22 protein-coding genes are annotated in these 22,511 nt (G+C 69.8%); 14 read left to right on the top strand and 8 right to left on the bottom strand.

The window, feature by feature from the left end; translation table 11 throughout:
- Positions 1 to 48: 48 nt before the first annotated feature.
- The 6 genes from ASF43_RS25010 to ASF43_RS24985 all read right to left on the bottom strand — a co-directional run bounded on the left by ASF43_RS25010 (position 49) and on the right by ASF43_RS24985 (position 7,237).
- The gene (locus ASF43_RS25010) at positions 49 to 1,194 is read right to left on the bottom strand and encodes a Gfo/Idh/MocA family protein (protein ID WP_056187372.1); all 1,146 of its coding nucleotides are present in this window, start codon (positions 1,192 to 1,194) and stop codon (positions 49 to 51) included.
- Complete coding sequence (locus ASF43_RS25005; RefSeq protein ID WP_056187369.1) at positions 1,191 to 2,246, bottom strand: sugar phosphate isomerase/epimerase; 1,056 nt, start codon at positions 2,244 to 2,246, stop codon at positions 1,191 to 1,193. Before ASF43_RS25005 ends, ASF43_RS25010 begins: the two co-directional genes overlap by 4 nt.
- Before the next feature lie 125 nt (positions 2,247 to 2,371).
- Positions 2,372 to 3,325, bottom strand: a complete 954-nt coding sequence (locus tag ASF43_RS25000; protein ID WP_056187366.1) for a substrate-binding domain-containing protein — start codon at positions 3,323 to 3,325, stop codon at positions 2,372 to 2,374.
- Between the two features lie 31 nt (positions 3,326 to 3,356).
- Positions 3,357 to 4,382 (bottom strand): ABC transporter permease, encoded by a 1,026-nt coding sequence (locus tag ASF43_RS24995; RefSeq protein ID WP_056187363.1) that lies wholly within the window; start codon positions 4,380 to 4,382, stop codon positions 3,357 to 3,359.
- A 171-nt stretch (positions 4,383 to 4,553) separates the two neighbouring features.
- The gene (locus tag ASF43_RS24990; protein WP_056187362.1) at positions 4,554 to 6,068 is read right to left on the bottom strand and encodes a sugar ABC transporter ATP-binding protein; all 1,515 of its coding nucleotides are present in this window, start codon (positions 6,066 to 6,068) and stop codon (positions 4,554 to 4,556) included.
- The gene (locus ASF43_RS24985) at positions 6,065 to 7,237 is read right to left on the bottom strand and encodes an ROK family protein (protein WP_056187494.1); all 1,173 of its coding nucleotides are present in this window, start codon (positions 7,235 to 7,237) and stop codon (positions 6,065 to 6,067) included. The genes ASF43_RS24990 and ASF43_RS24985 overlap by 4 nt, the downstream gene beginning before the upstream one ends.
- 245 nt (positions 7,238 to 7,482) lie before the next feature.
- Here ASF43_RS24985 and ASF43_RS24980 point away from each other — a divergent pair, with 245 nt between their 5' ends.
- Positions 7,483 to 8,673 carry an ATP-binding protein gene (locus tag ASF43_RS24980; RefSeq protein WP_056187358.1) on the top strand — a complete coding sequence of 397 codons (1,191 nt, stop codon included), beginning with the start codon at positions 7,483 to 7,485 and terminating at the stop codon, positions 8,671 to 8,673.
- 111 nt (positions 8,674 to 8,784) lie between these two features.
- Here the strand turns inward: ASF43_RS24980 and ASF43_RS24975 are convergent, their stop codons facing one another.
- Positions 8,785 to 9,687: a LysR family transcriptional regulator gene (locus ASF43_RS24975; protein WP_056187355.1), complete on the bottom strand. Its 903-nt coding sequence runs from the start codon at positions 9,685 to 9,687 to the stop codon at positions 8,785 to 8,787.
- An 83-nt stretch (positions 9,688 to 9,770) separates the two neighbouring features.
- Here ASF43_RS24975 and ASF43_RS24970 point away from each other — a divergent pair, with 83 nt between their 5' ends.
- The 13 genes from ASF43_RS24970 to ASF43_RS24910 all read left to right on the top strand — a co-directional run bounded on the left by ASF43_RS24970 (position 9,771) and on the right by ASF43_RS24910 (position 21,484).
- Positions 9,771 to 11,018, top strand: a complete 1,248-nt coding sequence (locus ASF43_RS24970; RefSeq protein WP_056187353.1) for an alpha-hydroxy acid oxidase — start codon at positions 9,771 to 9,773, stop codon at positions 11,016 to 11,018.
- On the top strand, positions 11,015 to 11,692 hold the full coding sequence (locus ASF43_RS24965; protein ID WP_056187349.1) for an RraA family protein: 678 nt from the start codon (positions 11,015 to 11,017) through the stop codon (positions 11,690 to 11,692). The genes ASF43_RS24970 and ASF43_RS24965 overlap by 4 nt, the downstream gene beginning before the upstream one ends.
- Positions 11,689 to 12,720: a hydroxyacid dehydrogenase gene (locus ASF43_RS24960; RefSeq protein ID WP_056187346.1), complete on the top strand. Its 1,032-nt coding sequence runs from the start codon at positions 11,689 to 11,691 to the stop codon at positions 12,718 to 12,720. The genes ASF43_RS24965 and ASF43_RS24960 overlap by 4 nt, the downstream gene beginning before the upstream one ends.
- 24 nt (positions 12,721 to 12,744) lie before the next feature.
- Complete coding sequence (locus ASF43_RS24955; protein WP_056187343.1) at positions 12,745 to 13,725, top strand: tripartite tricarboxylate transporter substrate binding protein; 981 nt, start codon at positions 12,745 to 12,747, stop codon at positions 13,723 to 13,725.
- Positions 13,726 to 13,750: 25 nt separating this feature from the next.
- Positions 13,751 to 14,719, top strand: a complete 969-nt coding sequence (locus ASF43_RS24950; RefSeq protein ID WP_056187341.1) for a tripartite tricarboxylate transporter substrate binding protein — start codon at positions 13,751 to 13,753, stop codon at positions 14,717 to 14,719.
- A 103-nt stretch (positions 14,720 to 14,822) separates the two neighbouring features.
- Positions 14,823 to 15,530, top strand: a complete 708-nt coding sequence (locus ASF43_RS24945) for an SOS response-associated peptidase (protein ID WP_056187338.1) — start codon at positions 14,823 to 14,825, stop codon at positions 15,528 to 15,530.
- A gap of 90 nt (positions 15,531 to 15,620) precedes the next feature.
- Complete coding sequence (locus ASF43_RS24940; RefSeq protein WP_056187336.1) at positions 15,621 to 16,292, top strand: amino acid ABC transporter permease; 672 nt, start codon at positions 15,621 to 15,623, stop codon at positions 16,290 to 16,292.
- Between the two features lie 15 nt (positions 16,293 to 16,307).
- On the top strand, positions 16,308 to 16,961 hold the full coding sequence (locus ASF43_RS24935) for an amino acid ABC transporter permease (protein ID WP_056187333.1): 654 nt from the start codon (positions 16,308 to 16,310) through the stop codon (positions 16,959 to 16,961).
- 27 nt (positions 16,962 to 16,988) lie between these two features.
- The gene (locus ASF43_RS24930; protein WP_056187330.1) at positions 16,989 to 17,774 is read left to right on the top strand and encodes a transporter substrate-binding domain-containing protein; all 786 of its coding nucleotides are present in this window, start codon (positions 16,989 to 16,991) and stop codon (positions 17,772 to 17,774) included.
- Entirely contained in the window at positions 17,774 to 18,538 is a 765-nt protein-coding gene (locus ASF43_RS24925; RefSeq protein WP_056187327.1) for an amino acid ABC transporter ATP-binding protein, read from the top strand. The genes ASF43_RS24930 and ASF43_RS24925 overlap by 1 nt, the downstream gene beginning before the upstream one ends.
- A complete protein-coding gene (locus tag ASF43_RS24920; RefSeq protein WP_056187323.1) occupies positions 18,535 to 19,494 on the top strand; it encodes a sugar kinase in 960 nt (319 codons plus the stop codon). The genes ASF43_RS24925 and ASF43_RS24920 overlap by 4 nt, the downstream gene beginning before the upstream one ends.
- Positions 19,491 to 20,468, top strand: a complete 978-nt coding sequence (locus tag ASF43_RS24915) for a D-glycerate dehydrogenase (RefSeq protein WP_056187320.1) — start codon at positions 19,491 to 19,493, stop codon at positions 20,466 to 20,468. The genes ASF43_RS24920 and ASF43_RS24915 overlap by 4 nt, the downstream gene beginning before the upstream one ends.
- Positions 20,465 to 21,484 (top strand): LacI family DNA-binding transcriptional regulator, encoded by a 1,020-nt coding sequence (locus tag ASF43_RS24910; protein ID WP_056187317.1) that lies wholly within the window; start codon positions 20,465 to 20,467, stop codon positions 21,482 to 21,484. Before ASF43_RS24915 ends, ASF43_RS24910 begins: the two co-directional genes overlap by 4 nt.
- Positions 21,485 to 21,504: 20 nt before the next feature.
- On the opposite strand, the gene ASF43_RS24905 is transcribed toward ASF43_RS24910, so the two are convergent.
- On the bottom strand, positions 21,505 to 22,437 hold the full coding sequence (locus ASF43_RS24905) for a LysR family transcriptional regulator (protein WP_056187310.1): 933 nt from the start codon (positions 22,435 to 22,437) through the stop codon (positions 21,505 to 21,507).
- Between the last annotated feature and the right edge of the window lie 74 nt (positions 22,438 to 22,511).

Raw genomic sequence — 22,511 nt, 5'->3', positions numbered from 1 at the left:
CCGTGCGCAGCGGCCCTAGCGGGCTTTTCCGGGGCTGCGAACCCGCGTTCAGCCCAGGTCGATCCAGCGCCCGTCGGCGGCGTGGCTCTTCAATACCGCGTCGATGAAGCGGTGGCCGGACACGCCGTCCTCCACTGTCGCCACATCCAGCGCCAGCGCATCGGCCGCGCGGCCCTCTGTGCGCGCCAGGATCAGCTCGGCCGCGTCGCTGTAGACCTGGGCGAAGGCTTCCAGGTAGCCCTCGGGATGGCCGGCCGGCACACGCGTGGCGTGCTGCGCAGCGGCGCTGCCGGCCCGGCCGCGCGTGAGCTTCTGCGCGGCCCCGGCGAGCGGCGTGAACCAGAGTTCGTTGGGATGTTCCTGGTCGAACGCGATGGAGGCCTCGGTGCCGAACACCCGCAGGCGCAGCGCGTTCTCGCAGCCGGCCGCGACCTGGCTGGCCCACAGCAGGCCGCGTGCGCCGTTGGCATAGCGCAGCATCATCTGCACGTGGTCGTCCAGCACGCGGCCGGGCACGAAGCTCGTGAGCTCGGCGGCCAGCTGGCGGGGCACCATGCCGGTGACGAAGCAGGCGAGCTGGTAGGCATGCGTGCCGATGTCGCCCAGGCAGCCGGCCGGGCCGGCCTGGGCCGGGTCGGCGCGCCAGGCGGCCTGCTTGTTGCCGGTCTGCTCTTCGGCGCGGGTCAGCCAGTCTTGCTGGTACTCGGCCTGCACGAGGCGTATCTCGCCCAGTGCGCCGCTGGCCACCAGGTGCCGCGCGTGGCGCACCATGGGGTAGCCAGCGTAGGGATGGGTCAGCGCGAACACGCGGTCGTGCTGCCTGGCCAGGCGCGCGAGTTCTTCTCCCTCGGCCAGCGACACGGCAAGCGGCTTGTCGCAGATCACATGCAGGCCGGCCTGCAGCGCGGCGCTGGCCATGGGGGCATGCAGGTGGTTGGGCGTGACGATGGCCACGACCTCGGCGCCATCTGGCCGGGCGGCCTCGGCGCGGATGAGTTCGCGCCAGTCGGCGTAGCTGCGATCAAAGGGTAAGTTGATGGCGGCGGCGCTCGTGGCGGCGCGTTCCGGGTTGGACGACAGCGCGGCGGCCACCAGTTCGTAGCGGTCGTCCAGCCGCGCGGCGATGCGGTGCACGGCGCCGATGAAGGCGCCCTCGCCGCCGCCGAGCATGGCCAGTCGCAAACGGCGCGTCATCGGTCGATTCCCATCAGCTGGCGCACGGAAGCGCGGTCCACGCCGCTGCCGGCGAAGTCGTCGAACGCGCGCTCGGCCACGCGGATGATGTGGCGGCGGATGAACTCCGCGCCCTCGCGCGCGCCGTCTTCGGGATGCTTGAGCGCGCATTCCCATTCGAGCACGGCCCAGCCTTCAAAGTCGTACTGGGCCATCTTGGAGAAGATCGCGCCGAAGTCCACCTGCCCGTCGCCCAGCGAGCGGAAGCGCCCGGCCCGGTCGACCCAGCCCGAGTAGCCGCCGTACACGCCTTGCCGGCCTGTGGGCCGGAACTCGGCGTCCTTCACGTGGAAGGCCTTGATGCGCGGGTGGTAAATGTCGATGAAGGCCAGGTAATCGAGCTGCTGCAGCACGAAGTGGCTGGGGTCGTAGAGGATGTTGGCGCGCTGGTGGTTGCCCACCGATTCCAGGAAGCGCTCGAACGTCACGCCGTCGTGCAGGTCTTCGCCGGGGTGCAGCTCGAAGGCCGCGTCCACGCCGTGCTGGTCGAACTTGTCGAGGATGGGGCGCCAGCGCTTGGCCAGTTCGGCGAAGGCTTCTTCGACGAGGCCGGCCGGGCGCTGCGGCCACGGGTAGAGATAAGGCCAGGCCAGCGCGCCCGAGAACGTGGCGCTGGCCTTCAGCCCCAGCCGCTCGGAGGCCTCGGCCGCCAGGTGCATCTGGCGCACGGCCCACTCCGTGCGCGCGGCCGGCTTGCCGCGCACGGCCTCGGGCGCGAAGCCGTCGAACAGGCTGTCGTAGGCCGGGTGCACGGCGACGAGCTGGCCCTGCAGGTGCGTCGACAGCTCGGTGATCTGCAGGCCGTGGGCTTTGAGCGTGCCGGCCACTTCATCGCAATAGGTCTGGCTGCCTGCCGCCCTTTCCAGGTCGATGATGTGCGGCGCCGTGGGCAGCTGCACGCCCTCGTAGCCCAGGCCCGCGGCCCAGGTGCCCAGGTGGTCCAGCGTGTCGAACGGCGCGGCATCGCCCAGGAACTGGGCCAGGAAGATGGCGGGGCCTTGGATGGTTTTCATGCGGAGGTCCGGTGTTGCGGGGCTTGCTCCCTCTCCCACTGGGAGAGGGCTGAGGTGAGGGCTGGCGGCCGCGGCACCCCCCTCACCCCAACCCTCTCCCCCAAGGGGGCGAGGGAGCAAGAGACTCAGAACGGCGAGTTCGGGTGGTAGAACTCCTTGGCGTTGTCCTTGGTGATCAGCACCGACGGAATGATGGTCGTCGCCGGCAGCTTCTCGCCCTTGAGCCGCGCCTCGGCCGTCAGCTTGATCGCGTCGTAGATGAATTTGGGCGAGTAGCTCACATCGGCCGCGATGCGTGGGTCCTTGCCGTCCATGATGGTCTTGACCATGCCCTTGGCGCCCGCGCCGCCGAACACCACCTTGATGTCGTTGCGCTTGGCCTGGTCGATGGCCTTGAGCACGCCCACGGCCATGTCGTCGTCCGCCGCCCAGATCGCGTCGATCTGCTTGAAGCGCGTCAAGTAGTCCTGCGTGACCTTGAAGGCGTCGTCGCGGTTCCAGTTGGCGTATTTGGCGTCCAGCAGCTTGATGTCGGGGTGGTTCTTCAGCACCGCGTTGAAGGCGTCCATGCGCTCGTTGTCCAGCGTGGTCGCAATGCCGCGCAGCGCCACCACGTTGCCCTTGCCGCCCAGCGCCTTGACGATGTACTCGGCCGGGATCTTGCCGAAGGCCGTGTTGTCGCCGGCCACATAGGCGTCCTGCGCGCTGGTGTCCGTGAGGCCGCGGTCGACCACGGTCACGTAGGCGCCCTTGGCCTTGACCTGGGCGACCGGCTTGGTCAACGCGGCCGATTCGAACGGGAAGACGACCAGCGCATTGATCTTGGAGACGGTGGACAGGTCCTGCAGCTGGTTGGCCTGCTCGGGCGCGTTGGCTGCCGTCTTGATCGTGATCTTCAGGTCCTTGTGCGTCTTCTCGAGTTCCTTCTTGGCCTCGTTGGCCCAGTAGTTGATGCCGCCCATGAAGCTGTGGGTGGCGGCCGGGATGGACACGCCGAGGTGCACCTTCTCGGCGGCCAGGGCGGGCAGGGCGAAGGTGGCGGCGGCGATGGCCGTCAGGGTGAGGCGTCTGGAAATCATGCGAAGTCTCCTTGGGTTGGTTGGGAAAAACTCAACGGCGGCCACGTTGAAGAAAGGCCACGACGATGATCACGAAGCCCTGCACCGCCGCGTTCAGGTAGACGCTGATGATGCTGGTCAGGTTCAGGATGTTGCTGATGACGGAGAGCAGCACGGCGCCGACCACGGTGCCGGTGATGCTGCCCGCGCCGCCCTTGAGCGCGGTGCCGCCCACGATCACGGCGGCGATGGCCTCGAGCTCCCACAAGAGCCCCGTGGTCGGCGAGGCCGAGCCCAGGCGCGGCACGTACAGCAGCGTGGCGATGCCCACGCAGATGCCCAGCAGCATGTAGGTCTGGATCTTCACGCGGTCCACCGCCACGGCGGCGTAACGGGCCACCTGTTCGTTCGAGCCGATGGCCTGCACGTAGCGGCCGTAGGCCGTGCGGTTCAGGATCACGCCGCCGACAATGGCGACCAGCAGGAACACCCACACCGGCACGGGCACACCGATGAAGCTCGCGTAGTAGACCGGCGCGTACAGGTCCGACAGGTCGTTGTCCAGCGTGATCGCGCCGCCATCGGCCGCCCAGGTCAGGTAGGCGCGGAAGATGCCCAGCGTGCCCAGCGTCACGATGAAGGGCTCGATACGGCCCTTGGTGATGAGCAGGCCATGCGCCAGGCCGAAGGCCGCGCCCAGCACCACCGCCAGCGTGGCGCCCAGCACCACGGCCAGCATGGGCGAGCCGGTCAGCGGCCCCATGGCGTTGATGAACATGATCACGCAGCCCGCGATCAAAGCGGCCATGGAGCCCACCGACAGGTCGATGCCGCCCGAGATGATCACGAAGCACATGCCCACCGCGATGATGCCGATGAAGGCCGTGCGCGTGAGCACGTTCATGGCGTTGTCGTAGGTGGCGAAGTCGCTGTTGAGCGCCGTGCCCGCGATGCACAGCAGCACCAGGCCCAACACCGGGCCCCAGCCCTGCAGCCAGCGGCTGCGGCGCGCGGCGGTGGCGGCGTGCCGGCTGTCCGCAGAGGCCGGGGTGGTGGCGGGGGATTCAGTGGTCGACATGGAAATCCTTCTTTGTGTAGAACAGCGCATCGCCAGCCACGGCGTCTAAGGCCGCGGAGCAGGCCATGCCAGTGCACCCGCGGACCTGGCTCTGCCAGGCCGCTGGGTGCGCCCCCCTCGCGCAGCGGAGGGGGGTTGGCGGAGCGCGCAGCGCGCAGACTGGGGGGTTCATCATTCCGCGGCACCCGTGGCATGGGCGATCAAGGTTTCTTCGGAGAGGCCATCGGCATCGAGCATGGCGACGAGCCGGCCGGCGCGCATCACGGCCACGCGGTGCGCCAGGCCGATCAGCTCCATGAGTTCGGACGAGACCACGATCACCGCCAGGCCGCCGCGCGCGAGGCGCTGCACCAGCTCGTAGATCTCGCGCTTGGCGCCCACGTCCACGCCGCGCGTGGGCTCGTCCAGCACCACCACGCGCGGGGCCGGGTGCAGCACGCGGGCCAGCGCCAGCTTCTGCTGGTTGCCGCCGGACAGGGCCGAGGCCGGCACGTCGAGCGAACCGGTGCGGATGCCGAACTCGCGCACGGCCTCGGCCAGCGCGGCGCGTTCGTCGGCCGGCTTGAGCCAGGGCCTGGCGTAGCGGCTGAGGGCCATCAGCGTCAAGTTCTCGCGCAGGCCCATGTGCACGTGCAGGCCCTTGCCCTTGCGGTCTTCGCTGAGGTAGGTCAGGCCATCGTCGGCCGCGGCGCGCGGGTTGGGCCAGCCGCCGTCGCCGGGCACGGCACGCTCGGCGATGAAGACCTGGCCCTGCGCCGGGCGCAGGCCCAGCAGGCCTTCGAACAGCTCGGTGCGGCCCGCGCCCACCAGGCCGGCGAAACCCAGGATCTCGCCGGGCCGCACTTCGAACCCGACGTCGTTGGCCCAGCCAGGCACCGTGACGCCCTGCACGCGCAGGGACGGCGCGCCGGTGGTGGGGCGGGCATCGCGCGCGGGGTAGAGGTCGGCGATCTCGCGGCCGACCATGAGGTTGGCCATGGCGTGGCGCGTGAGGCCTTGCGTGCTCTGCTGCGTGATGAAGCGGCCGTCTCGCATCACGACCACCTCGTCGGTCACGCGCTCCACTTCGTCGAGCTTGTGCGAGATGTAGACGATGGTCACGCCATCGGCACGCAGCTGGGCGATGAGGGCGAACAGCCGCTCGGTCTCGCTGGCCGTCAGCGTGGCCGTGGGCTCGTCCATGATGAGCAACCGGGCCTTGCGCGCGATGGCCTTGGCGATTTCCACGAGCTGCTTCTCGGCCACGATCAGCTCGCGCAGGCGCGTGGCGGGCGGCACGTCCAGGCCGACCTCGGCGAGCGCGGCGGCGGCCTCGCGGTCCATGGCGGCATCGTCGAGGAACCAGCCCTTGCGGCGCTCATGGCCCAGGAACATGTTCTGCGCCACCGTGAGGTCGTCCGCCAGGTTGAACTCCTGGTGGATCAGCACGATGCCCAGCGCCTCGGCGTCGCGCGGGCCGTTGAACCGCCGCTCCTGCCCGTTGATGCGCAGCACGCCACCGGTGGGCGCCTCGTGGCCGGCCAGGATCTTCATGAGCGTGGACTTGCCCGCACCGTTCTCGCCCAAGAGTCCCACCACGCGGCCGGGCGCCAGCGTGAAGTGCACGCCGTGCAGCACCTGCACGGGGCCGAAGGATTTGTCGATGTGGTCGAAGACGACGCCGACGCCTTCTGCTGCAACTGTCATGGAGCTACCCCCCGGGCACGCAAGGTTTCACACAAGGCCAGCGCACCCGCGCCGACCACCCCGCCCTGCCCGGCCAACGGCGCGTATTGCACCTCCAGGTGGCGCGTCGACAGGGCTAACGAGCGCTGGTAGACGCTTTGGCGCACGGCGGCCAGGAACAAAGGCCCGATCAGCGTCACGCCTCCGCCCAGGAACACATGCGAGGGGTTGAAGAAGTTGACGACGGAGGCCAGCATCTGGCCGATCAGGTGGCCGGCGCGCTGGATGATGCGGTTGGCGGCGGCATCGCCCGCGCGGCTGGCCGCAGCCACGGCCTCGGCATCGAGCGCGCCGCGCTCGGCCAGCACGGCCGCCAGCGCCGGGCTCTCGCCCGCCTCCGCCGCGGCAGTCGCCTGCCGCACGATGGCCGGCGCGGCGGCCATGGCCTCCACGCAGCCGCGGTTGCCGCAGTGGCAGCGCTCGCCCTCGGTGTCCACGCAGATGTGGCCCACATCGCCAGCCGAACCCGTGGCGCCGCGGTACACGCTGCCGTGGCACACGATGCCGCAGCCGATGCCGGTGCCGACCTTGATCACGATGAAGTTGGGCAGCCCGCGCTTGAGGCGCCAGAGCTCGCCCAGCGCCATGAGGTTCACGTCGTTGTCCACGAACACCGGCGCGCGGTACTCGTCGCGCAGGAAGTCGCGGATGGAGAACTGGTCCCAGTCGGGCATCAGCGGCGGGCTCACAAGCTGGCCGGCCTCGAAGTTCACCGGCCCGGGCACGCCCACTCCGATGCCCAGCACCTGCGCCGGCTTGCCCTTGCAGCGCGCCAGCAGCTCGCGCATCAGCGCAGCCGCGCGCGCCAGCACCACGCCGGGGCCCTGGCGGCGCACGTCGATGGCCTCGCTGTGTTCGGCCAGCAGCGTGAGGTCGGGCCGCAGCACGGCGACCGTGAGGCTGGTGACGCCGATGTCCACGCCCAGCAGCAGGCCCAGGCCATGGTGCAGGCGCAGGGTTTCGGCGGGGCGGCCGCCTTGGGAAGGTTGGGGGCCGGCTTCTTCCAGCAGGCCCTGGTCGATGAGCCCGGCGATCAGCGCCTTGCCCTTGCTGGGCGAGAAGCCCATGGGCGACGCCAGATCGTGGCGCGAGCTGTTCGGCGCCCAGAAGGCCGCTTCCAGCACACGCATTTCGTCGGCGGTGATGCTCTGCCAAGGCGTCAAGCCCGTGTCTCCTGCTGGTTGTTGTTTGGAACGCAGGCGGATACTATGTCGCAGGCTTTGGCCTCACAAGACCCAAGTTAGGTCTAAATTTGACCAAACGGGGAAGGCAGGCTTCGGGGCGCCTCCACCTTCGGTTTTACAACGCGCCACATATGGACTTTAGGAAAATTACAATGGTTGCATAATTTCCATAAATTCCCTACATTCATCGCATGGACGCCGTCAAAAACCCGTTTGCCCCTGGCGCTGGTTCGCCACCTCCAGAACTTGCTGGACGTGATGAGCTACGCGAAGCCGTGCGTGTCGCCATTGAACGAACGCGGGCCGGCAAGTCCGCACGCAGTCTGATGCTTGTTGGCTTGCGCGGCGTCGGAAAGACCGTTCTGCTCGACCGAATGCGCGACGACGCCGAGGCTTCTGGCGTACACACCATCCGCATCGAGGCCCCTGAGGAGCGCTCGTTGCCCGCCCTGCTGGCGCCGCAACTGCGTGTTGCACTGCTGCGGCTGAGCAAGCTGGCGCAGGCCAAGGATCTGGCCGTGCGCGGCCTGCGCGCACTGGCCGGATTCGCCAAGGGTTTGAAGATCACATACGCGGACATCGAGGTCGGTCTCGACTACGAGGGCGAGGCCGGCCTTGCCGACAACGGCGACCTCGAACACGATCTGCAGGAGTTGCTGGAAAGCGCTGGCGCTGCGGCCAGGGCGGCTGGCACGGCACTGGTGATCTTCGTGGACGAACTCCAGTACGTGGCCGAGCCCCAACTGGCCGCGCTCATCACTGCCATGCACCGCTGCGCACAGCGCCGCGTGCCGGTGCTGCTCGTCGGCGCGGGCCTGCCGCAACTGCGCGGGCGTATGGGCGATGCGAAATCCTATGCCGAGCGCCTGTTCGAATTTCCCGAGATCGGGCCGCTCAGCGCTGACGCTGCAACGCTCGCCATCACCAAGCCGATCGAAGCGGAGGGCGCCGCAATCACCGCCGATGCCGTCGAGAGAATCCTGGCCGACACACGCTGCTACCCCTACTTCCTGCAGGAATGGGGCCAGCGGAGCTGGGAGGCCGCAGATGCCTCCCCCATCGAGGAAAGCGATGTAGACCTTGCGACCACAACGGCTGTGGCGGCCCTCGACGAGAGCTTCTTCCGTGTACGCTTTGACCGGCTGACACCACAGGAAAAGCGCTACCTGCGGGCCATGTCCGAGCTTGGCCCTGGCCCCCATCGGTCTGGTGCAATCGCCGAATGCCTGAAGCGCGAAGTCAGCGCACTGGGACCGGTGCGCAGCGCATTGATTGCCAAGGGCATGGTCTGGAGCCCCAGCCACGGCGACACAGCTTTCACCGTACCGCTGTTTGACGAGTTCATGCGGCGGATCATGCCTGGGGAAGATTGGCGGCCGTGAGGGAATCCGCGCTGCGAGGCCCGCTGTGCACCAACCGGGGCAGCGCCATCGACGCTTCGCCCAAATCGACAGCGGGACCAACGAACGCCGCCTGATCGCTCCAACAACCGCTCAGCTCAGACACCTCGGCGCCGGAAAGTCGATGACGCTCTTGATCAGCGCCCGCATCTCGGTGATCAAGGGCCGGGCATCGTCGCGCCGCCATTGCACCGTGTACTGCAAGGGCGCCAGCGCCCCGCCGCGCGACAGGATGCGCACGGTGCCGCGCGCCTGCAGCGCCTCGGCCCAGCCCTGCGGCATGTAGGTAAAGCCCAGGCCCTCGGCCACCATGCCGACCACCGCGCCCCAGCTGTTGCAGCTGAGCCGGCGCTGCACGGCCAGGCCGTGGCGGCTCAGCCAGTCGTCCAGCGTACGCGTGGCGCCCGAGCCCACGGGCAAGGCGATCAGCAGCTGCTCGCGCACCAGGCGCTGCGGGTGGTCGGTGCCAGCGCGCGCGATGAAGGCATCGCTGGCGGCCCAGACGAAGCGCACCTGGGCCACGTTCTCGAAGGCCAGGCTGCTGCGCGAGGACGGGCCGGCGATCACCACGCAGTCGAGCTCGCCGCCTTCGATGCGCTGCTCCAGCACCTGGCCGATGTCGGCATGCGGCTCCAGCTGCAGCGCGGGGTGCAGCTCGGCCACCTTGTGCACCAGCCTGGGCAGCCAGGTCAGGCCGCTCAATTCGCCGAAGCCCAGCCGGCAGCGGCCCTGCAGGCCCACCGTGCGGCCCGCCGCTTGCTGCAGCTGCGCCGCGCCATGCAGCAGCTCGCGGATGCGCGGCAGCAGTTGCTCGCCCTGCGTCGTCAGCTCTGCGGCGCGGCCACTGCGGTCGAACAGTTGCACGCCCAGTGAGGCCTCCAGCTCGGCGATGCGCTTGGACAGCGAGGACACGGACACATGCACCCGCTCGGCCGCGACCGTGAAGTTCAGGCAGGTGGCGGCCCAGTAGAAGGCTTCGAGTTGCTTGAGGGTCATGCCGTCATTGTCGTTAAAGCGAAATCGAACGTTCTCTTTATTTCGCTTTTTCTTCAACGAGGGGCTGGCTACAGTGGCCCGCCATGTCCAGCGTCGCCCTGCCCTCCGCTCCCGCCACCGCCATGCCGGCACCATTGCCGCGCGCCCTGCGCGGGGTGCTGTCGCTGGACGACTTCGAACGCCTGGCCCAGCGCCACCTGCCGCGCCCGATCTGGGCCTACGTGAGCGGCGCGGTGGAAGACAACCACTCCCTGGCCGAGAACCGCCGTGCCTTCGCCGACCTGGCCTTTCGCCCGCGCGTGCTGGCCGGCGTGGCGCAGCGCGACCTGTCGTTCGCGCTGTTCGGCCGGCGCTACGCCGCGCCCATCGGCCTGGCGCCCATGGGCATCTCGGCCCTGTCGGCCTACCGCGGCGACATCGTGCTGGCGCAGGCCGCGCAGCAGGCGAATGTGCCGGCCATCATGAGCGGCTCGTCGCTGATCCGGCTCGAAGAGGTGATGGCCGCCGCGCCGCAGACCTGGTTCCAGGCCTACCTGCCGGGCGACCAGGCGCAGATCGACGCGCTGCTGGCCCGCGTGCAGGCGGCCGGCGTGCAGACGCTGGTGATCACGGTGGACACGCCCGTCGGCGCGAACCGCGAGAACAACGTGCGGGCCGGCTTCTCCACGCCGCTCAAGCCCAGCCTGTCGCTGGCCTGGCAGGGCATGAGCCACCCGCGCTGGCTGCTGGGCACCTTCGTGCGCACGCTGCTGCGCCACGGCATGCCGCACTTCGAGAACAACTACGCCACGCGCGGCGCACCCATCCTCTCGGCCAACGTGCTGCGCGACTTCTCGGACCGCGCGCACCTGAACTGGACGCACCTGGCCGCCATCCGCCGGCGCTGGCCGGGCACGCTGGTCATCAAGGGCATCCTCACGCCCGAGGACGCCGTGATCGCGCGCGACCACGGTGCCGACGGCCTCATCGTCTCCAACCATGGCGGCCGCCAGCTCGACGGCGTGGTCGCGCCACTGCGCGTGCTGCCCGCCATCGTGCGCGCCGTGCCCGGCCTGCCCGTGATGCTGGACAGCGGCGTGCGCCGCGGCACCGACGCCGTGAAGGCGCTGGCGCTGGGCGCGCGCTGCGTGTTCGTGGGCCGGCCATTCAACTACGCGGCCTCGGTCGCCGGCCTGGCCGGCGTGGCACATGCCATCGGCCTGCTGCGCGACGAGGTTTCGCGCGACATGGCCATGCTGGGCCTGACGCGGCTGGACCAGATCACCCCCGCGTGCATCCGCCCCGTGGCGGACCCGCGCGACTACTTCCCCTCCACGGAGACACACGCATGAGCAAGATCCAGGGCTTTCACCTCCACCCGCGCCCGGCGCCCACGGTCAGCGATGCACTGCTGGCGCGCTACCAGGGCTTCCAGGTTGCCAACGTGAGCGATGCGATGAGCCGCACCACCGGCACCTCGGCGCTGCGGCCGTTCCACCAGCGCAGCGGCGCGATGGCCGGCCGCGCGCTGACCGTGCGCACACGCCCCGGCGACAACCTGTTGGTGCACCAGGCCATCGACACCTGCCAGAGCGGCGACGTGATCGTGGTCGATGCGGGCGGCGTGGGGCCGAACGCCATCATTGGCGAGATCATGCTGGCGCTGCTGATCGCGCGCGGCGCGGCCGGCATCGTGATCGACGGCCTGATTCGCGACAGCGACACGATTGCGCAGCACACCCTGCCGGTCTACGCGCGCGGCGTGTCGCACCGCGGCCCGTACAAAGACGGCCCGGGCGAGCTGCATGTGCCGGTCAGCATCGACGGCATGGTGGTGCGGCCCGGCGACATCGTGATCGGCGACGGCGACGGGCTGCTGGCGATCGCGCCCGAGGAGGCCGAAGACATCGCGGCACGCGTCGAGGCCATCCAGCGCGTGGAGGCCGATGCGCTGCAGGCGATCGCCGAAGGCCGCGCCGACCGCAGCTGGGTGATGCGCACGCTGCGCGAGAAGGGCGTTGTGTGATCCGGGTCGTCCGCTTCAACTACTGGCTGGATCCGGCCTTCGACCGCATCGTCGGCGAAGCCCCCGGCGTCACGCTGCAGACCTGCGCCATGCAGGGCGACGACAACGCCGCCTGGACCGCGCTGGCCCAAGCCCAGGTGCTGCAGATCACGGCGGCCAAGGACGAGCTGCCGCGCCACTGGTTCGTCACCGCCGAGCTGCTGGCGCGCTGCCCGCAGCTGCTGGCCGTGTCCTCCAGCGGATCGGGCTGCGACACCATCGACATCGAGGCCTGCACGCGGGCCGGCGTACTCGTCATGAACCAGGCCGGCGGCAATGCCGACTCGGTGGCCGAGATGGCGCTGGGCCTGATGCTGGCCGTGCTGCGCCGCATCCCCGAATCCAACAGCCTGCTCCATGGCAGCGCGCGCAGCTTCAGCCGAGAAGACCTCATGGGCCACGAGCTGCGCGGCCGCACGCTGGGACTGGTGGGCGTGGGCGAAGCCGGCCGCCGCGCCGCCGCGCTGGGCCGCGCCTTCGGCATGCAGGTGATCGGTGTGGACCCGGCGCTGGACGCCGACACCATGGCCGCGCGCGGCGCCGAGGCCGTGCGCTTCGACGAACTGCTGCGCCGCGCCGACATCGTCTCGCTGCACTGCCCGCGCGACGCCAGCACGCTGGGCCTCATGAACGTTGCCGCTTTCGCCGCCATGCGGCCGGGCAGCATTTTCGTGAGCACGGCGCGCGGCGGCATCCATGACGAGGCCGCCCTGCATGCCGCCCTGGCCAGCGGCCACCTGGGCGGCGCCGGGCTCGACGTGTGGGACCAGGAACCACCGCCGCCTGACCACCCGCTGCTGCAGTTGCCCAACGTCGTCGCCACCTTCCACACGGCCGGCGTCACGCACGAGGCGCGGCGCAACAACGCCACGCTGGCCGCCACGCAGATCGTGAAGCTGCTGGCCGATGGCGAGCAGCCCGCGCGGCTCGTGAACCCGGCCGTGTGGCCGCACGCACGCGAACGCATTGCTGCAGCACGGGCACGCTGAGAACGAACACAAAAGGAGACAAGCATGAACAAGACCTTGACCCGCCGCGCGCTCTGCGCCGGCATCGCCGCCACCGCCTTCGCGTTGCCGGCCGCCGCGCAGCCCGATGCCTACCCCAGCAAGCCCATCGAGCTCATCGTGGCCTACGGCCCCGGCGGCGGCACCGACCTGGTCGCGCGCCTGCTGGCCCGCCACCTGGAGAAGCAGCTCGGCGGCAGCGTCGTGGTGCTGAACCGCCCCGGCGCGGGTGGCGGCATCGGCTTCGGCGAACTGGCGCGCGCCAAGCCAGACGGCTACACCATCGGCTTCATCAACACGCCCAACGTGCTGACCATCCCGATCGAGCGCAAGAGCACCTTCCACTGGAGCCAGTACGACCTGCTGGGCAACCTAGTGGACGACCCGGGTGGCTTCGCGATCCATAACAGCAACGCCATCACCACGCTGGCTGGCCTGGCGGCCTTCGCCAAGGCTAACCCCGGCGCCGTGACCGTGGGCACGACCGGCACCGGCTCGGACGACCACCTGGCCATGCTGCTGTTCGAGCGCGCCACCGGCACGAAGCTGACGCACGTGCCCTACAAGGGCGCAGGCGAGGTGCGCGCTGCCGCCACGGGCCAGCAGATCGTGATCGGCGCCATCAACGTGGGCGAGGTGCTGGCCTACCAGAAAGGCGGCACGCCCATCCGCCTGCTGGGCCAGGCAGCCGCCACGCGCTCGGCGCTGGCGCCCACGGTGCCGACCTTCAGGGAACAGGGCATCGACATCGAGCTGGCGTCGCTGCGCGGCCTGGCCGCCCCCAAGGGCCTGCCCGAGGCGGTGCGCAAGAAGCTGGTCGATGCCGTGGCCGCCATCGCGGCCGACAAGGAGTTCAAGCAGCAGGCCGATGCCATGTACGCGCCGCTACGCTACCTGGCACCCGCGGCCTACGCGACCGAACTCGAACGCACCGAAGCCGGCTTTCGCAAGCTCTGGGGCGAGCTGCCCTGGCAGGACAAGCCCTGACCTCACTCCCCTCCTTTCTTCAACCATGCCCATGCTCTCCCGCCGCCACTTCACCGCACTCACTCTGGCCATCGCCGCCCTGCCCGCCGCGGCGCAACAGCTCCCCGCAGGCCCCATCACGCTGGTGGTCGGCTGGCCCGCAGGCGGCCCGTCCGACAACGTGGCGCGGCTCACCGCGCAGCGCATGGCCGAGGCGCTGGGCCAGTCCATCGTGATCGACAACAAGGGCGGCGCAGGCGGCAACATCGGCAGCGACGCCGTGTCGCGCGCGCGGGCCGATGGCAGCACCATCATGCTGGCCACCGCCACCTCGCACGGCCTCAATTCCGCGCTGTACGCCAAGCTCAACCACGACCCGGTCAAGGACTTCGCGCCCGTCGGCATGATCACCACCTCGCCCAGCGTGATGCTGGTGCCGACCGATTCGCCGTTCCGCTCGGTGGCCGATGTGCTCAAGGCCGCCAAGGCCGATCCCGGCAAGCTCAATTACGGTTCTGGCGGCGTGGGCTCCAGCCAGCACCTGGCCGGCGCCAGCTTCAAACGCATCGCGGGCGTGGACATCGCGCACATTCCGTTCAAGGGCACGGCCCCGGCCATGACCGACCTCATGGCCGGCCGCGTGGACTTCGTGCTGACCACGGGCGCCATGTCCTTCATCCGCTCGGGCAAGCTGCGCCCGCTGGCGGTGGCCGCGCGCCAGCGGCTCCCGGCCCTGCCCGACGTGCCCACCTTCGACGAGGCCGGCGTCAAGGGCTTCTACACCGACTCGTGGTACGGCCTGGTGGCTCCGGCCGGCACGCCGCGCCCCGCGCTCGACAAGCTGAACGCGGCGCTGGCCACGGCCCTGCGCAACCCCGACGTGCAAAAGCAGTTCCTCGACCAGGGCTCGCTGCCGGTCAAGCCGATGGGCGTGGACGAGTTCTGGAAGTTCGTCGTCGACCAGATGCCGGCCGCGGCCGAGCAGGTGCGCATCTCGGGCGCCAAGGCAGAGTGAGAGCGCCGTGACGGCGCAGCGATGACGGCGGGTGTCAAACCCGCGCCGCGCCGCAGCCCGCATGTTGGGCGGTGGTGACGCGGCACCGCCGATACCATCGCGCATGAGCACACATTACGAATCGCTGCCGCTGGCGCAGGACTATCACGATGCCTTCGCGGTGCCTGCGCCCGATGCGCCCGCCCCCCGCGACATGTGGCCGCGCAAGCAGGGCCTGTGCATTCGCTCCGCATCCACCACCGTGGCAGCAGCAGTCGCTGGCGAGCCAGCAGCCGCGCCCACGCGCACGCTGGTGGCTGCGCAGTGGGGCCTGGTGCCGCACTGGGTCAAGTCTGCGTCCGACGGCCAGCTGCGCGCCACCAAACTCGTCAACGCACGCTCGGAGCTCGCCTCCACCGCCCGCGCCTTCCGCGACGCCTGGCTGCAAGGCCAGCGCTGCATCGTGCCGATGACGGCCTTCTTCGAGGACGACCTGCGCAACGGCAAGACCGTGCCCACGCGCATCAGCCGTGTCGACGGCCAGCCCATGGGCGTGGCCGGCCTGTGGGCGCTGTGGACAGGGCCCGACGGCAACACCCTGACCAGCTACACGCTGCTCACCGTCAACGCCGACAGCCACGCCCTGCTGCGCCGCTACAAGCCGCATGGCAGCGAGGCGCGCATGCCGGTCATCCTGAACGAAGGTGCGTACGACGCCTGGCTCAACGCGCGCGTCGAGAAGGCCCACGAATTCATGCGCCATTACCCGTCCAGCGGGCTCACCGCGAACCCGGTGGAGCGCAAAGCCGACAAGGTGCCCAAGCGGCTGTAGCGCGCCGGTCTGCGCGCGAATCGGTGGGCTCGGCGGACATCCGCACAAACCCCTATCGCGCCGCAATGAAACCGGTTTCATACTTGGGGCGTGAATTACCAATTCCAGTTCGACGCCGTCTTTGCGGCCTGGCCCCTGCTGCTCAAGGGCACGTGGATCACCGTGCAGCTCTCGCTCACGGCCACCGTGCTCGGCCTCGTCGTCGCGGTGCTCGGTGCCTGGGGCAAGACCAGCGGCCCGGCGTGGCTACGCTTGCTCATCCAGGCCTACATCGAGCTGATCCGCAACACGCCCTTCCTGGTCCAGCTGTTCTTCTTTTTCTTCGCGCTGCCGGCCTTCGGCCTGCGCTGGTCGCCCTACCAGGCCGCGCTGACGGCCATGGTGGTGAACCTGGGCGCCTATGCCACCGAGATCATCCGCGCCGGCATCGAGTCCATCCCCAAAGGCCAGATCGAGGCCGGCCGCGCGCTGAACCTCAAGGGCTGGGAGATCTTCCGCTTCGTCATCATCAAGCCCGCGCTCAAGGCGATCTACCCGGCGCTCACCAGCCAGTTCATCCTGCTGATGCTGACCTCGGCCGTGGTCTCGGTGATCTCGGCGGACGACCTCACCTCGGTGGCCGCCACGCTGCAGTCGCAGACCTTCCGCAGCTTCGAGATCTACATCGTCGTGACGTTGATCTACCTGGGGCTGGCGCTGTCGTTCTCGGCGCTCTTCAAGCTGATCCACCGCCAGTTCCTCAACTACCCCGACAAGCGCTGAGCCGGAGTCCACGACATGCGTACCTTCGGCCTCCCAGAGTTCCTGTTCATCCTCGAAGCCGCCAAGTGGACCTTGGCGCTGTCGGCCATCGCCTTCATCGGCGGCGCCGTGCTGGGCCTGTTCGTCGCGCTGGCGCGCACCAGCGAGAGCCGCGCGGCGCAGGGGCTGGCCACTGCCTTCATCCAGGTCTTCCAGGGCACGCCGCTGCTGCTGCAGCTGTTCCTGATCTTCTTCGGCTTCCCGGTCATGGGCCTGGACATCAACCCCTGGGTGGCGGCCAGCATCGCGCTGACGCTGAACACCGCCGCCTTCCTGGCCGAGATCTGGCGCGGCTGCATCCAGGCCGTGCCGGGCGGGCAGCGCGAGGCGGCGCTGGCGCTGAACCTGTCGTACCTGGACCGCATGCGCGACGTGATCCTGCCGCAAGCTGGTCGGATCGCGCTGGCGCCCACGGTGGGCTACCTGGTGCAGGTGATCAAGGGCACGTCGCTGGCGGCCATCATCGGCTTTGCCGAGATCACGCGCGCCGGCCAGATCATCAACAACGCCACTTTCCAGCCGCTGCATGTGTTCACCACCGTGGCCGCCATCTACTTCGTGATCTGCTGGCCGCTGTCGCTGCTGGCCACCCGCATGGAAAAGCGCCGTGCGGCCACCCTCGCCCGCTGACCTCTCAACCCCCCGGAGACCTCCACCATGACCACCACCCGCCGCGCCGCCCTGGCGCTGACCCTCGCCGCTGCCTTCGCATTGCCCGCTGCCGCACAGAGCATTGCCGACATCAAGAAGAAGGGCGAGATCACCATCGGCATGCTGGTGGACTTCCCGCCCTACGGCACGACCAACGCGCAGAACCAGCCCGACGGCTACGACGCCGACGTGGCCAAGCTGCTGGCCAAGGACCTGGGTGTGAAGGCCAACATCGTGCCCGTCACCGGCCCAAACCGCATCCCGTTCCTGCTGACCAACAAGGTCGACGTGCTGGTCGCCTCGCTGGCCATCACGCCCGAGCGTGCCAAGCAGGTCGACTTCTCGTCGCCCTACGCGGCCGCCACCATCGTGCTGTACGGCGTGAGCAAGGTGCAATTGAAGGAGCCGGCCGACCTCAAGGGCAAGCGGGTCGGCGTGGCCCGCGCCAGCACGCAGGACGTGGCGCTGACCGCCGTCGCACCCGAGGGCACCGAGATCCGCCGCTTCGACGACGACGCCTCTGCCATGCAGGCGCTGATGTCGGGCCAGGTCGATGCCATTGGCTGCTCCACGACGGTGGCCGCGCAGATCGCCAAGCGCGCACCGGCTGGCACGTACGAGAACAAGTTCAATCTGCGCCAGCAGGTAATGGGCGTGGCGTTGCGACCGGGGCAGGCTGAGCTGAAGAAGACGCTGGATGACTTTGTTGATCGCAACAAGAAGAACGGCGAACTCGGCAAGCTGTATCAAAAGTGGCTGGGGACGGATTTCCCCACGATGCCGAACTCCTGATGTCGCAGGTCCACACCCTCGGCGCCCCCATCATCGAGATGGCCGGCGTCAACAAGTGGTACGGCCAGTTCCAGGTGCTGACCGGCATCGACCTGTCGGTGCGCGCTGGCGAACGCATCGTGGTCTGCGGCCCGTCGGGCTCGGGCAAGTCCACCCTCATCCGCTGTATCAACCGGCTGGAGACCGTGCAGCAGGGCAAGATCGTCGTGGACGGCATCGAGCTCACGGCGGGCGGCAAGAACGTGGACGCCGTGCGGGCCGAAGTCGGCATGGTGTTCCAGCAGTTCAACCTGTTTCCGCACCTCACCATCCTGCAGAACTGCACGCTGGCGCCCATGCGCTCGCGCGGCATGACGCAGAAGGAGGCCGAAGAGGTGGCCATGCAGTACCTCACGCGCGTGCGCATCCCCGAGCAGGCCAACAAGTACCCCAGCCAACTTTCGGGCGGCCAGCAGCAGCGCGTGGCGATTGCGCGCGCGCTGTGCATGAGCCCGAAGATCATGCTGTTCGACGAGCCCACTTCTGCGCTGGACCCGGAGATGGTCAAGGAGGTGCTGGACACCATGATCGGCCTGGCCGAAGACGGCATGACCATGCTGTGCGTCACGCACGAGATGGGCTTTGCGCGCAGCGTGGCCGACCGCGTGATCTTCATGGCCGAAGGGCGCATCGTCGAGCAGGCGCCGCCCGAGCAGTTCTTCAAGGCGCCACAGCACGAGAAGACCCGACAATTCCTGGGCCAGATCTTGAGCTCACACGCATGACCTCCACGACTCACCACGCCTTCGACGTCGCCCTGTTCGGCGAAGCCATGATGTTGCTGGTCGCCGACCGGCCCGGCCCCCTGGAAGACGCCACCGGCTTCCTCAAACGCACGGCCGGCGCTGAGACCAACGTGGCCATCGGCCTGGCACGCCTGGGCTTCAAGGTGGGCTGGGCCAGCCGCCTGGGCAGCGACAGCATGGCGCGCTACCTGTTGGCCGCCATGCGCGGCGAGGGCATCGACTGCTCGCACGTGGTGTGCGATGCGGCGCAGACCACGGGCTTTCAGTTCAAGGAACGCGTGACGGACGGCCGCGACCCGCTGGTCGAGTCGCACCGCAAGGGCTCGGCCGCCAGCCGCATGTCGCCTGCCGATATCGACGAGCCCTGGCTGCGCAGCGCGCGCCACCTGCACGCGACCGGCGTGTTCCCGGCCATCTCGGCCACCACGCTGCCCACCGCCATCCGCACCATGGAGATCGCACGCGAGGCCGGCCGCACGGTGTCGTTCGACACCAACCTGCGGCCCGGCCTGTGGGGCAGCACGGACTTGATGCGCAGCACCATCAACGCACTGGCCGCGCGCGCCGACTGGGTGCTGCCCGGCATCGAGGAAGGCGAGATCCTGACCGGCGAGACGCAGCCCGAGCGCGTGGCCGCGTTTTACCGCGCACAGGGCGCCAAGCTGGTCGTCGTGAAGCTGGGCGCCGACGGTGCTTACTACGACAGCGACACGCAAGGCACGGGCCGCGTGCCGGGCTATCCGGTCGAGAAGGTCATCGACACGGTGGGCGCGGGCGACGGCTTCGCGGCCGGCGTGATCAGCGCTTTGCTGGAGGGCAAGAGCGTGCCCGAGGCCGTGCGCCGCGGCGCGTGGATCGGCGCACGTGCGGTGCAGGTGCTGGGCGACACCGAAGGCCTGCCGACGCGGGCGCAACTGGACGAGGCCGGGCTATGAAGAAGAACATCCTCGTCTTTCGCGCGCTGCCGGCTGACCAGCTCGCCCGCCTGCAGGCCGTGCACCAGGTGACCGTGGCCGACCCCAAGAACGACCTCGCCGCCTTCGACGCCGCTCTGCCCCAGGCGCACGCGCTGATCGGCTCCAGCCACCCGGTGGACGCCGCGCTGCTGGACCGCGCACCGCAGCTGCAGGTGATCTCCAGCGTCTCCGTCGGCGTGGACAACTACGCGCTGCCCGAGCTGGAGCGCCGCGGCATCGTGCTGTGCCACACGCCCGGCGTGCTCGACGAGACCGTGGCCGACACCGTGTTCGCGCTGCTCATGGCAACCAGCCGCCGCGTGGTGGAGCTCGCCACGCTGGTGCGAGAAGGCCAGTGGAAAAAGAATGTCGGCGAAGACCTGTTCGGCTGGGACGTGCACCACAAGACGCTGGGCCTGCTCGGCTTCGGCCGCATCGGCCAGGCCATCGCGCGCCGCGCCGCGCTGGGCTTCGGCATGCCGGTGCTGTACCACGCACGCCGGCCGGTAGACCTGGCCACGCAGGCGCCCGATCTCGTGGGCCGCGCCACGCACACGCCGCTGGCCGAACTGCTGCCGCGCGCCGACTTCGTGGTCGCCATGCTGCCGCTGTCGCCCGCCACGCGCGGCATGCTGGGTGCCGAGGTGTTCGCGCAGATGAAGCCCGGCAGCATCTTCATCAACGGGGGCCGTGGCGCCACCGTCGACGAGGCCGCGCTGCTGGCCGCGCTGGATGCCGGCCCCCTGCGCGCCGCCGGCCTGGACGTGTTCGCCAAGGAGCCGCTGCCGCAGGACTCGCCCCTGCGCACCCACCCGCGCGTCACGCCGCTGCCGCACATCGGCTCGGCCACGGCCGAGACGCGCCACGCCATGGCCGCGCTGGCCGTCACCAACCTGCTGCAGGCACTGGCGGGCGAGACGCCGACGGCACGTTACGACAAGGGCAGCGTGTGAGCGCAGCGCCGGGCCGCCCCACCATCTCCGACGTGGCCGCCGCAGCCGGCGTCTCCAAGGCCACGGTCTCGCGCTTCTTCAACCACCGCGAGCGCCTGCTGAGCCCCGACATCGCGGCCCGTGTCGAGGCCGCCATCGCCCAGCTCGGCTATGCGCCCAGCCCCATGGCCCAGGCCCTGAGCCACGGCCGTTCGCGCCTGATCGGCCTGGTCGTGGCCGACATCGCCAACCCCTACTCGGTGGCCGTGCTGCGCGGCGCCGAGCAGGCCTGCCGCGAAGCGGGCTACCTCGTGATGCTGTTCAACCTGGGCAACGAGCCCGGGCGCGAACGCGAGGCCATCGCCGCGCTGGCCGGCTACCAGGTCGATGGCTTCATCCTCAACACGCTGGGCCGCGGCAGCGGCGTGCCCGACGCCATCGCGGCCCAGGGCAAGCCCGTGGTGCTGGTGGACCGTCGCCACGCCGGCATGGCGGCCGACTTCGTGGCGCTGGACAACGCCGGCGCCATGGCCCAGGTCTGCGAGCACCTGACGGCCGGCGGCTGGAAGGAGCTGCTCTACGTGACCGAGCCCGTCGCCGGCGTCAGCACCCGGCGCGAGCGCGCCACGGCCTTCGGCGCCTGCCTGCGCGCACCGACGGCCGGCCAGGTCTTCGAAAGCGCGGACGGCGCCGACGCGGCCCTGCTCGCCGCGCTGGTCGCCCTGCGCAAGCGCGCGGGCACGCGGTGCCGGGCCGCGGTGGTGGCCGGCAATGCCGTGGTCACGCTGCGCGTCGCCCATGCCATGCGCCAGCTCGGATGGCAGTTCGGCACCGAGCTGGGCTTCGTCGGCTTCGACGACCCCGACTGGGCCTCGCTGATCGGCCCCGGCCTGTCGGCGATCGCCCAGCCCACCGACGCCATCGGCCAGGGCGCGGCGCGCTGCCTGATCGAGCGGCTGCAGGGGCACGAGGGGCCGGCTCGGCAGCTGCGGCTGCCGGGGCTGCTGGTGGTGCGGGGGTCGTCGGCAGCCGCTTGAGGCGCAGCGCGCTGCGGTGCTCATCCCCTCACCGCCCGCGCCGCCGCCAACCCCTCCTGCAGCACCGCAATCAGCTGCTCGGCCACCAGCTTCACCACCGAGCCCGGCGGCCGGGCCGAATCCACCGCCACGCTGATGCCCTGCGGCTCGGCGCTGCGGTCGCGGATGGGCACGAACACCAGCCGGCCGTCGGCCAGCTCGGCCGCGGCATCGAGCTCGGACGTGAACACCACATGCTGGCCCGCCATCGCGAGCTGCTTCACAAGCTGCAGTGAATTGCTCTCCACGAAGCGGCGCGGCGCCTGGAACAGCCAGCTGTACTGCGCCTCCAGGTAGCGGCGGATCGTCAACGCCCGGCTTTGCAGCGCCACCGGGTGCTGCGTGGCCTCCTGGAAACTCACGCTGGCGGACTGCGCCAAGGCATGCCCCGGCGCCACCACGCAGCCCAATGGCAGCTCGGCCTTCCACAGCACCAGCAGTTCGCGCCGCGGCGCCAGGTTGAAGATGGCGGCCAAGTCGGCCTTGCCGCCCATGAGCGCTACCTCGGCGTCGTCGGGCGTGGCCAGTTCGATGGACAGGCTCACCAGCGGATGCTGCGCGCTCAGTTGCCCCACCAGCCGCGGCAGCACGCTGGTGGACAGGCTGTCCATCGCCACCAGCGACACATGGCCCTGGTGCACGCCCTGGATGCGCCGCACCTCGGCCACCAGGCGGCGCTCGTCCTGCCCCCAGCGCCGCACCAGCGCGATGAGCGCCTCGCCCGAGGCCGTGAGCTGCATGCCGCGCGGCAGCCGCTCGAACAGCGGCACGCCGAACTCGTCCTCCAGCTGCAGGATCTGGCGGTTGATCGCCGACGCGGCCACGTGCAGCTCGCGCGCGGCCTTCTGGATCGAGCCGGAACGTGCGACCTGGTCGGCATAGCGCAGGCTGGCGGGAACGAGCGAATGGCGCATGGAGGGGCTCCGGGCAGTTGCGGCGCATCGTACTGATTTTGCGCATGCAACGGTGCCAATTCTGTGATGGACGG

Source organism: Pseudorhodoferax sp. Leaf267, from assembly GCF_001422405.1.
Taxonomy (GTDB): Bacteria; Pseudomonadota; Gammaproteobacteria; order Burkholderiales; family Burkholderiaceae_C; genus Pseudorhodoferax.
Note: the sequence above shows the minus strand (reverse complement) of the source record. Positions and strands in the feature narration are given on the sequence as shown.

What these genes read in the sequence shown, in the direction of transcription:
- ASF43_RS25010 (WP_056187372.1), bottom strand. Translation starts at nt 1,194, where the DNA reads ATGACGCGCCGTTTGCGACTGGCCATGCTCGGCGGCGGCGAGGGCGCC.
- ASF43_RS25005 (WP_056187369.1), bottom strand. Translation starts at nt 2,246, where the DNA reads ATGAAAACCATCCAAGGCCCCGCCATCTTCCTGGCCCAGTTCCTGGGC.
- ASF43_RS25000 (WP_056187366.1), bottom strand. Translation starts at nt 3,325, where the DNA reads ATGATTTCCAGACGCCTCACCCTGACGGCCATCGCCGCCGCCACCTTC.
- ASF43_RS24995 (WP_056187363.1), bottom strand. Translation starts at nt 4,382, where the DNA reads ATGTCGACCACTGAATCCCCCGCCACCACCCCGGCCTCTGCGGACAGC.
- ASF43_RS24990 (WP_056187362.1), bottom strand. Translation starts at nt 6,068, where the DNA reads ATGACAGTTGCAGCAGAAGGCGTCGGCGTCGTCTTCGACCACATCGAC.
- ASF43_RS24985 (WP_056187494.1), bottom strand. Translation starts at nt 7,237, where the DNA reads ATGCGTGTGCTGGAAGCGGCCTTCTGGGCGCCGAACAGCTCGCGCCAC.
- ASF43_RS24980 (WP_056187358.1), top strand. Translation starts at nt 7,483, where the DNA reads ATGGACGCCGTCAAAAACCCGTTTGCCCCTGGCGCTGGTTCGCCACCT.
- ASF43_RS24975 (WP_056187355.1), bottom strand. Translation starts at nt 9,687, where the DNA reads ATGACCCTCAAGCAACTCGAAGCCTTCTACTGGGCCGCCACCTGCCTG.
- ASF43_RS24970 (WP_056187353.1), top strand. Translation starts at nt 9,771, where the DNA reads ATGTCCAGCGTCGCCCTGCCCTCCGCTCCCGCCACCGCCATGCCGGCA.
- ASF43_RS24965 (WP_056187349.1), top strand. Translation starts at nt 11,015, where the DNA reads ATGAGCAAGATCCAGGGCTTTCACCTCCACCCGCGCCCGGCGCCCACG.
- ASF43_RS24955 (WP_056187343.1), top strand. Translation starts at nt 12,745, where the DNA reads ATGAACAAGACCTTGACCCGCCGCGCGCTCTGCGCCGGCATCGCCGCC.
- ASF43_RS24950 (WP_056187341.1), top strand. Translation starts at nt 13,751, where the DNA reads ATGCCCATGCTCTCCCGCCGCCACTTCACCGCACTCACTCTGGCCATC.
- ASF43_RS24945 (WP_056187338.1), top strand. Translation starts at nt 14,823, where the DNA reads ATGAGCACACATTACGAATCGCTGCCGCTGGCGCAGGACTATCACGAT.
- ASF43_RS24935 (WP_056187333.1), top strand. Translation starts at nt 16,308, where the DNA reads ATGCGTACCTTCGGCCTCCCAGAGTTCCTGTTCATCCTCGAAGCCGCC.
- ASF43_RS24930 (WP_056187330.1), top strand. Translation starts at nt 16,989, where the DNA reads ATGACCACCACCCGCCGCGCCGCCCTGGCGCTGACCCTCGCCGCTGCC.
- ASF43_RS24925 (WP_056187327.1), top strand. Translation starts at nt 17,774, where the DNA reads ATGTCGCAGGTCCACACCCTCGGCGCCCCCATCATCGAGATGGCCGGC.
- ASF43_RS24920 (WP_056187323.1), top strand. Translation starts at nt 18,535, where the DNA reads ATGACCTCCACGACTCACCACGCCTTCGACGTCGCCCTGTTCGGCGAA.
- ASF43_RS24915 (WP_056187320.1), top strand. Translation starts at nt 19,491, where the DNA reads ATGAAGAAGAACATCCTCGTCTTTCGCGCGCTGCCGGCTGACCAGCTC.
- ASF43_RS24905 (WP_056187310.1), bottom strand. Translation starts at nt 22,437, where the DNA reads ATGCGCCATTCGCTCGTTCCCGCCAGCCTGCGCTATGCCGACCAGGTC.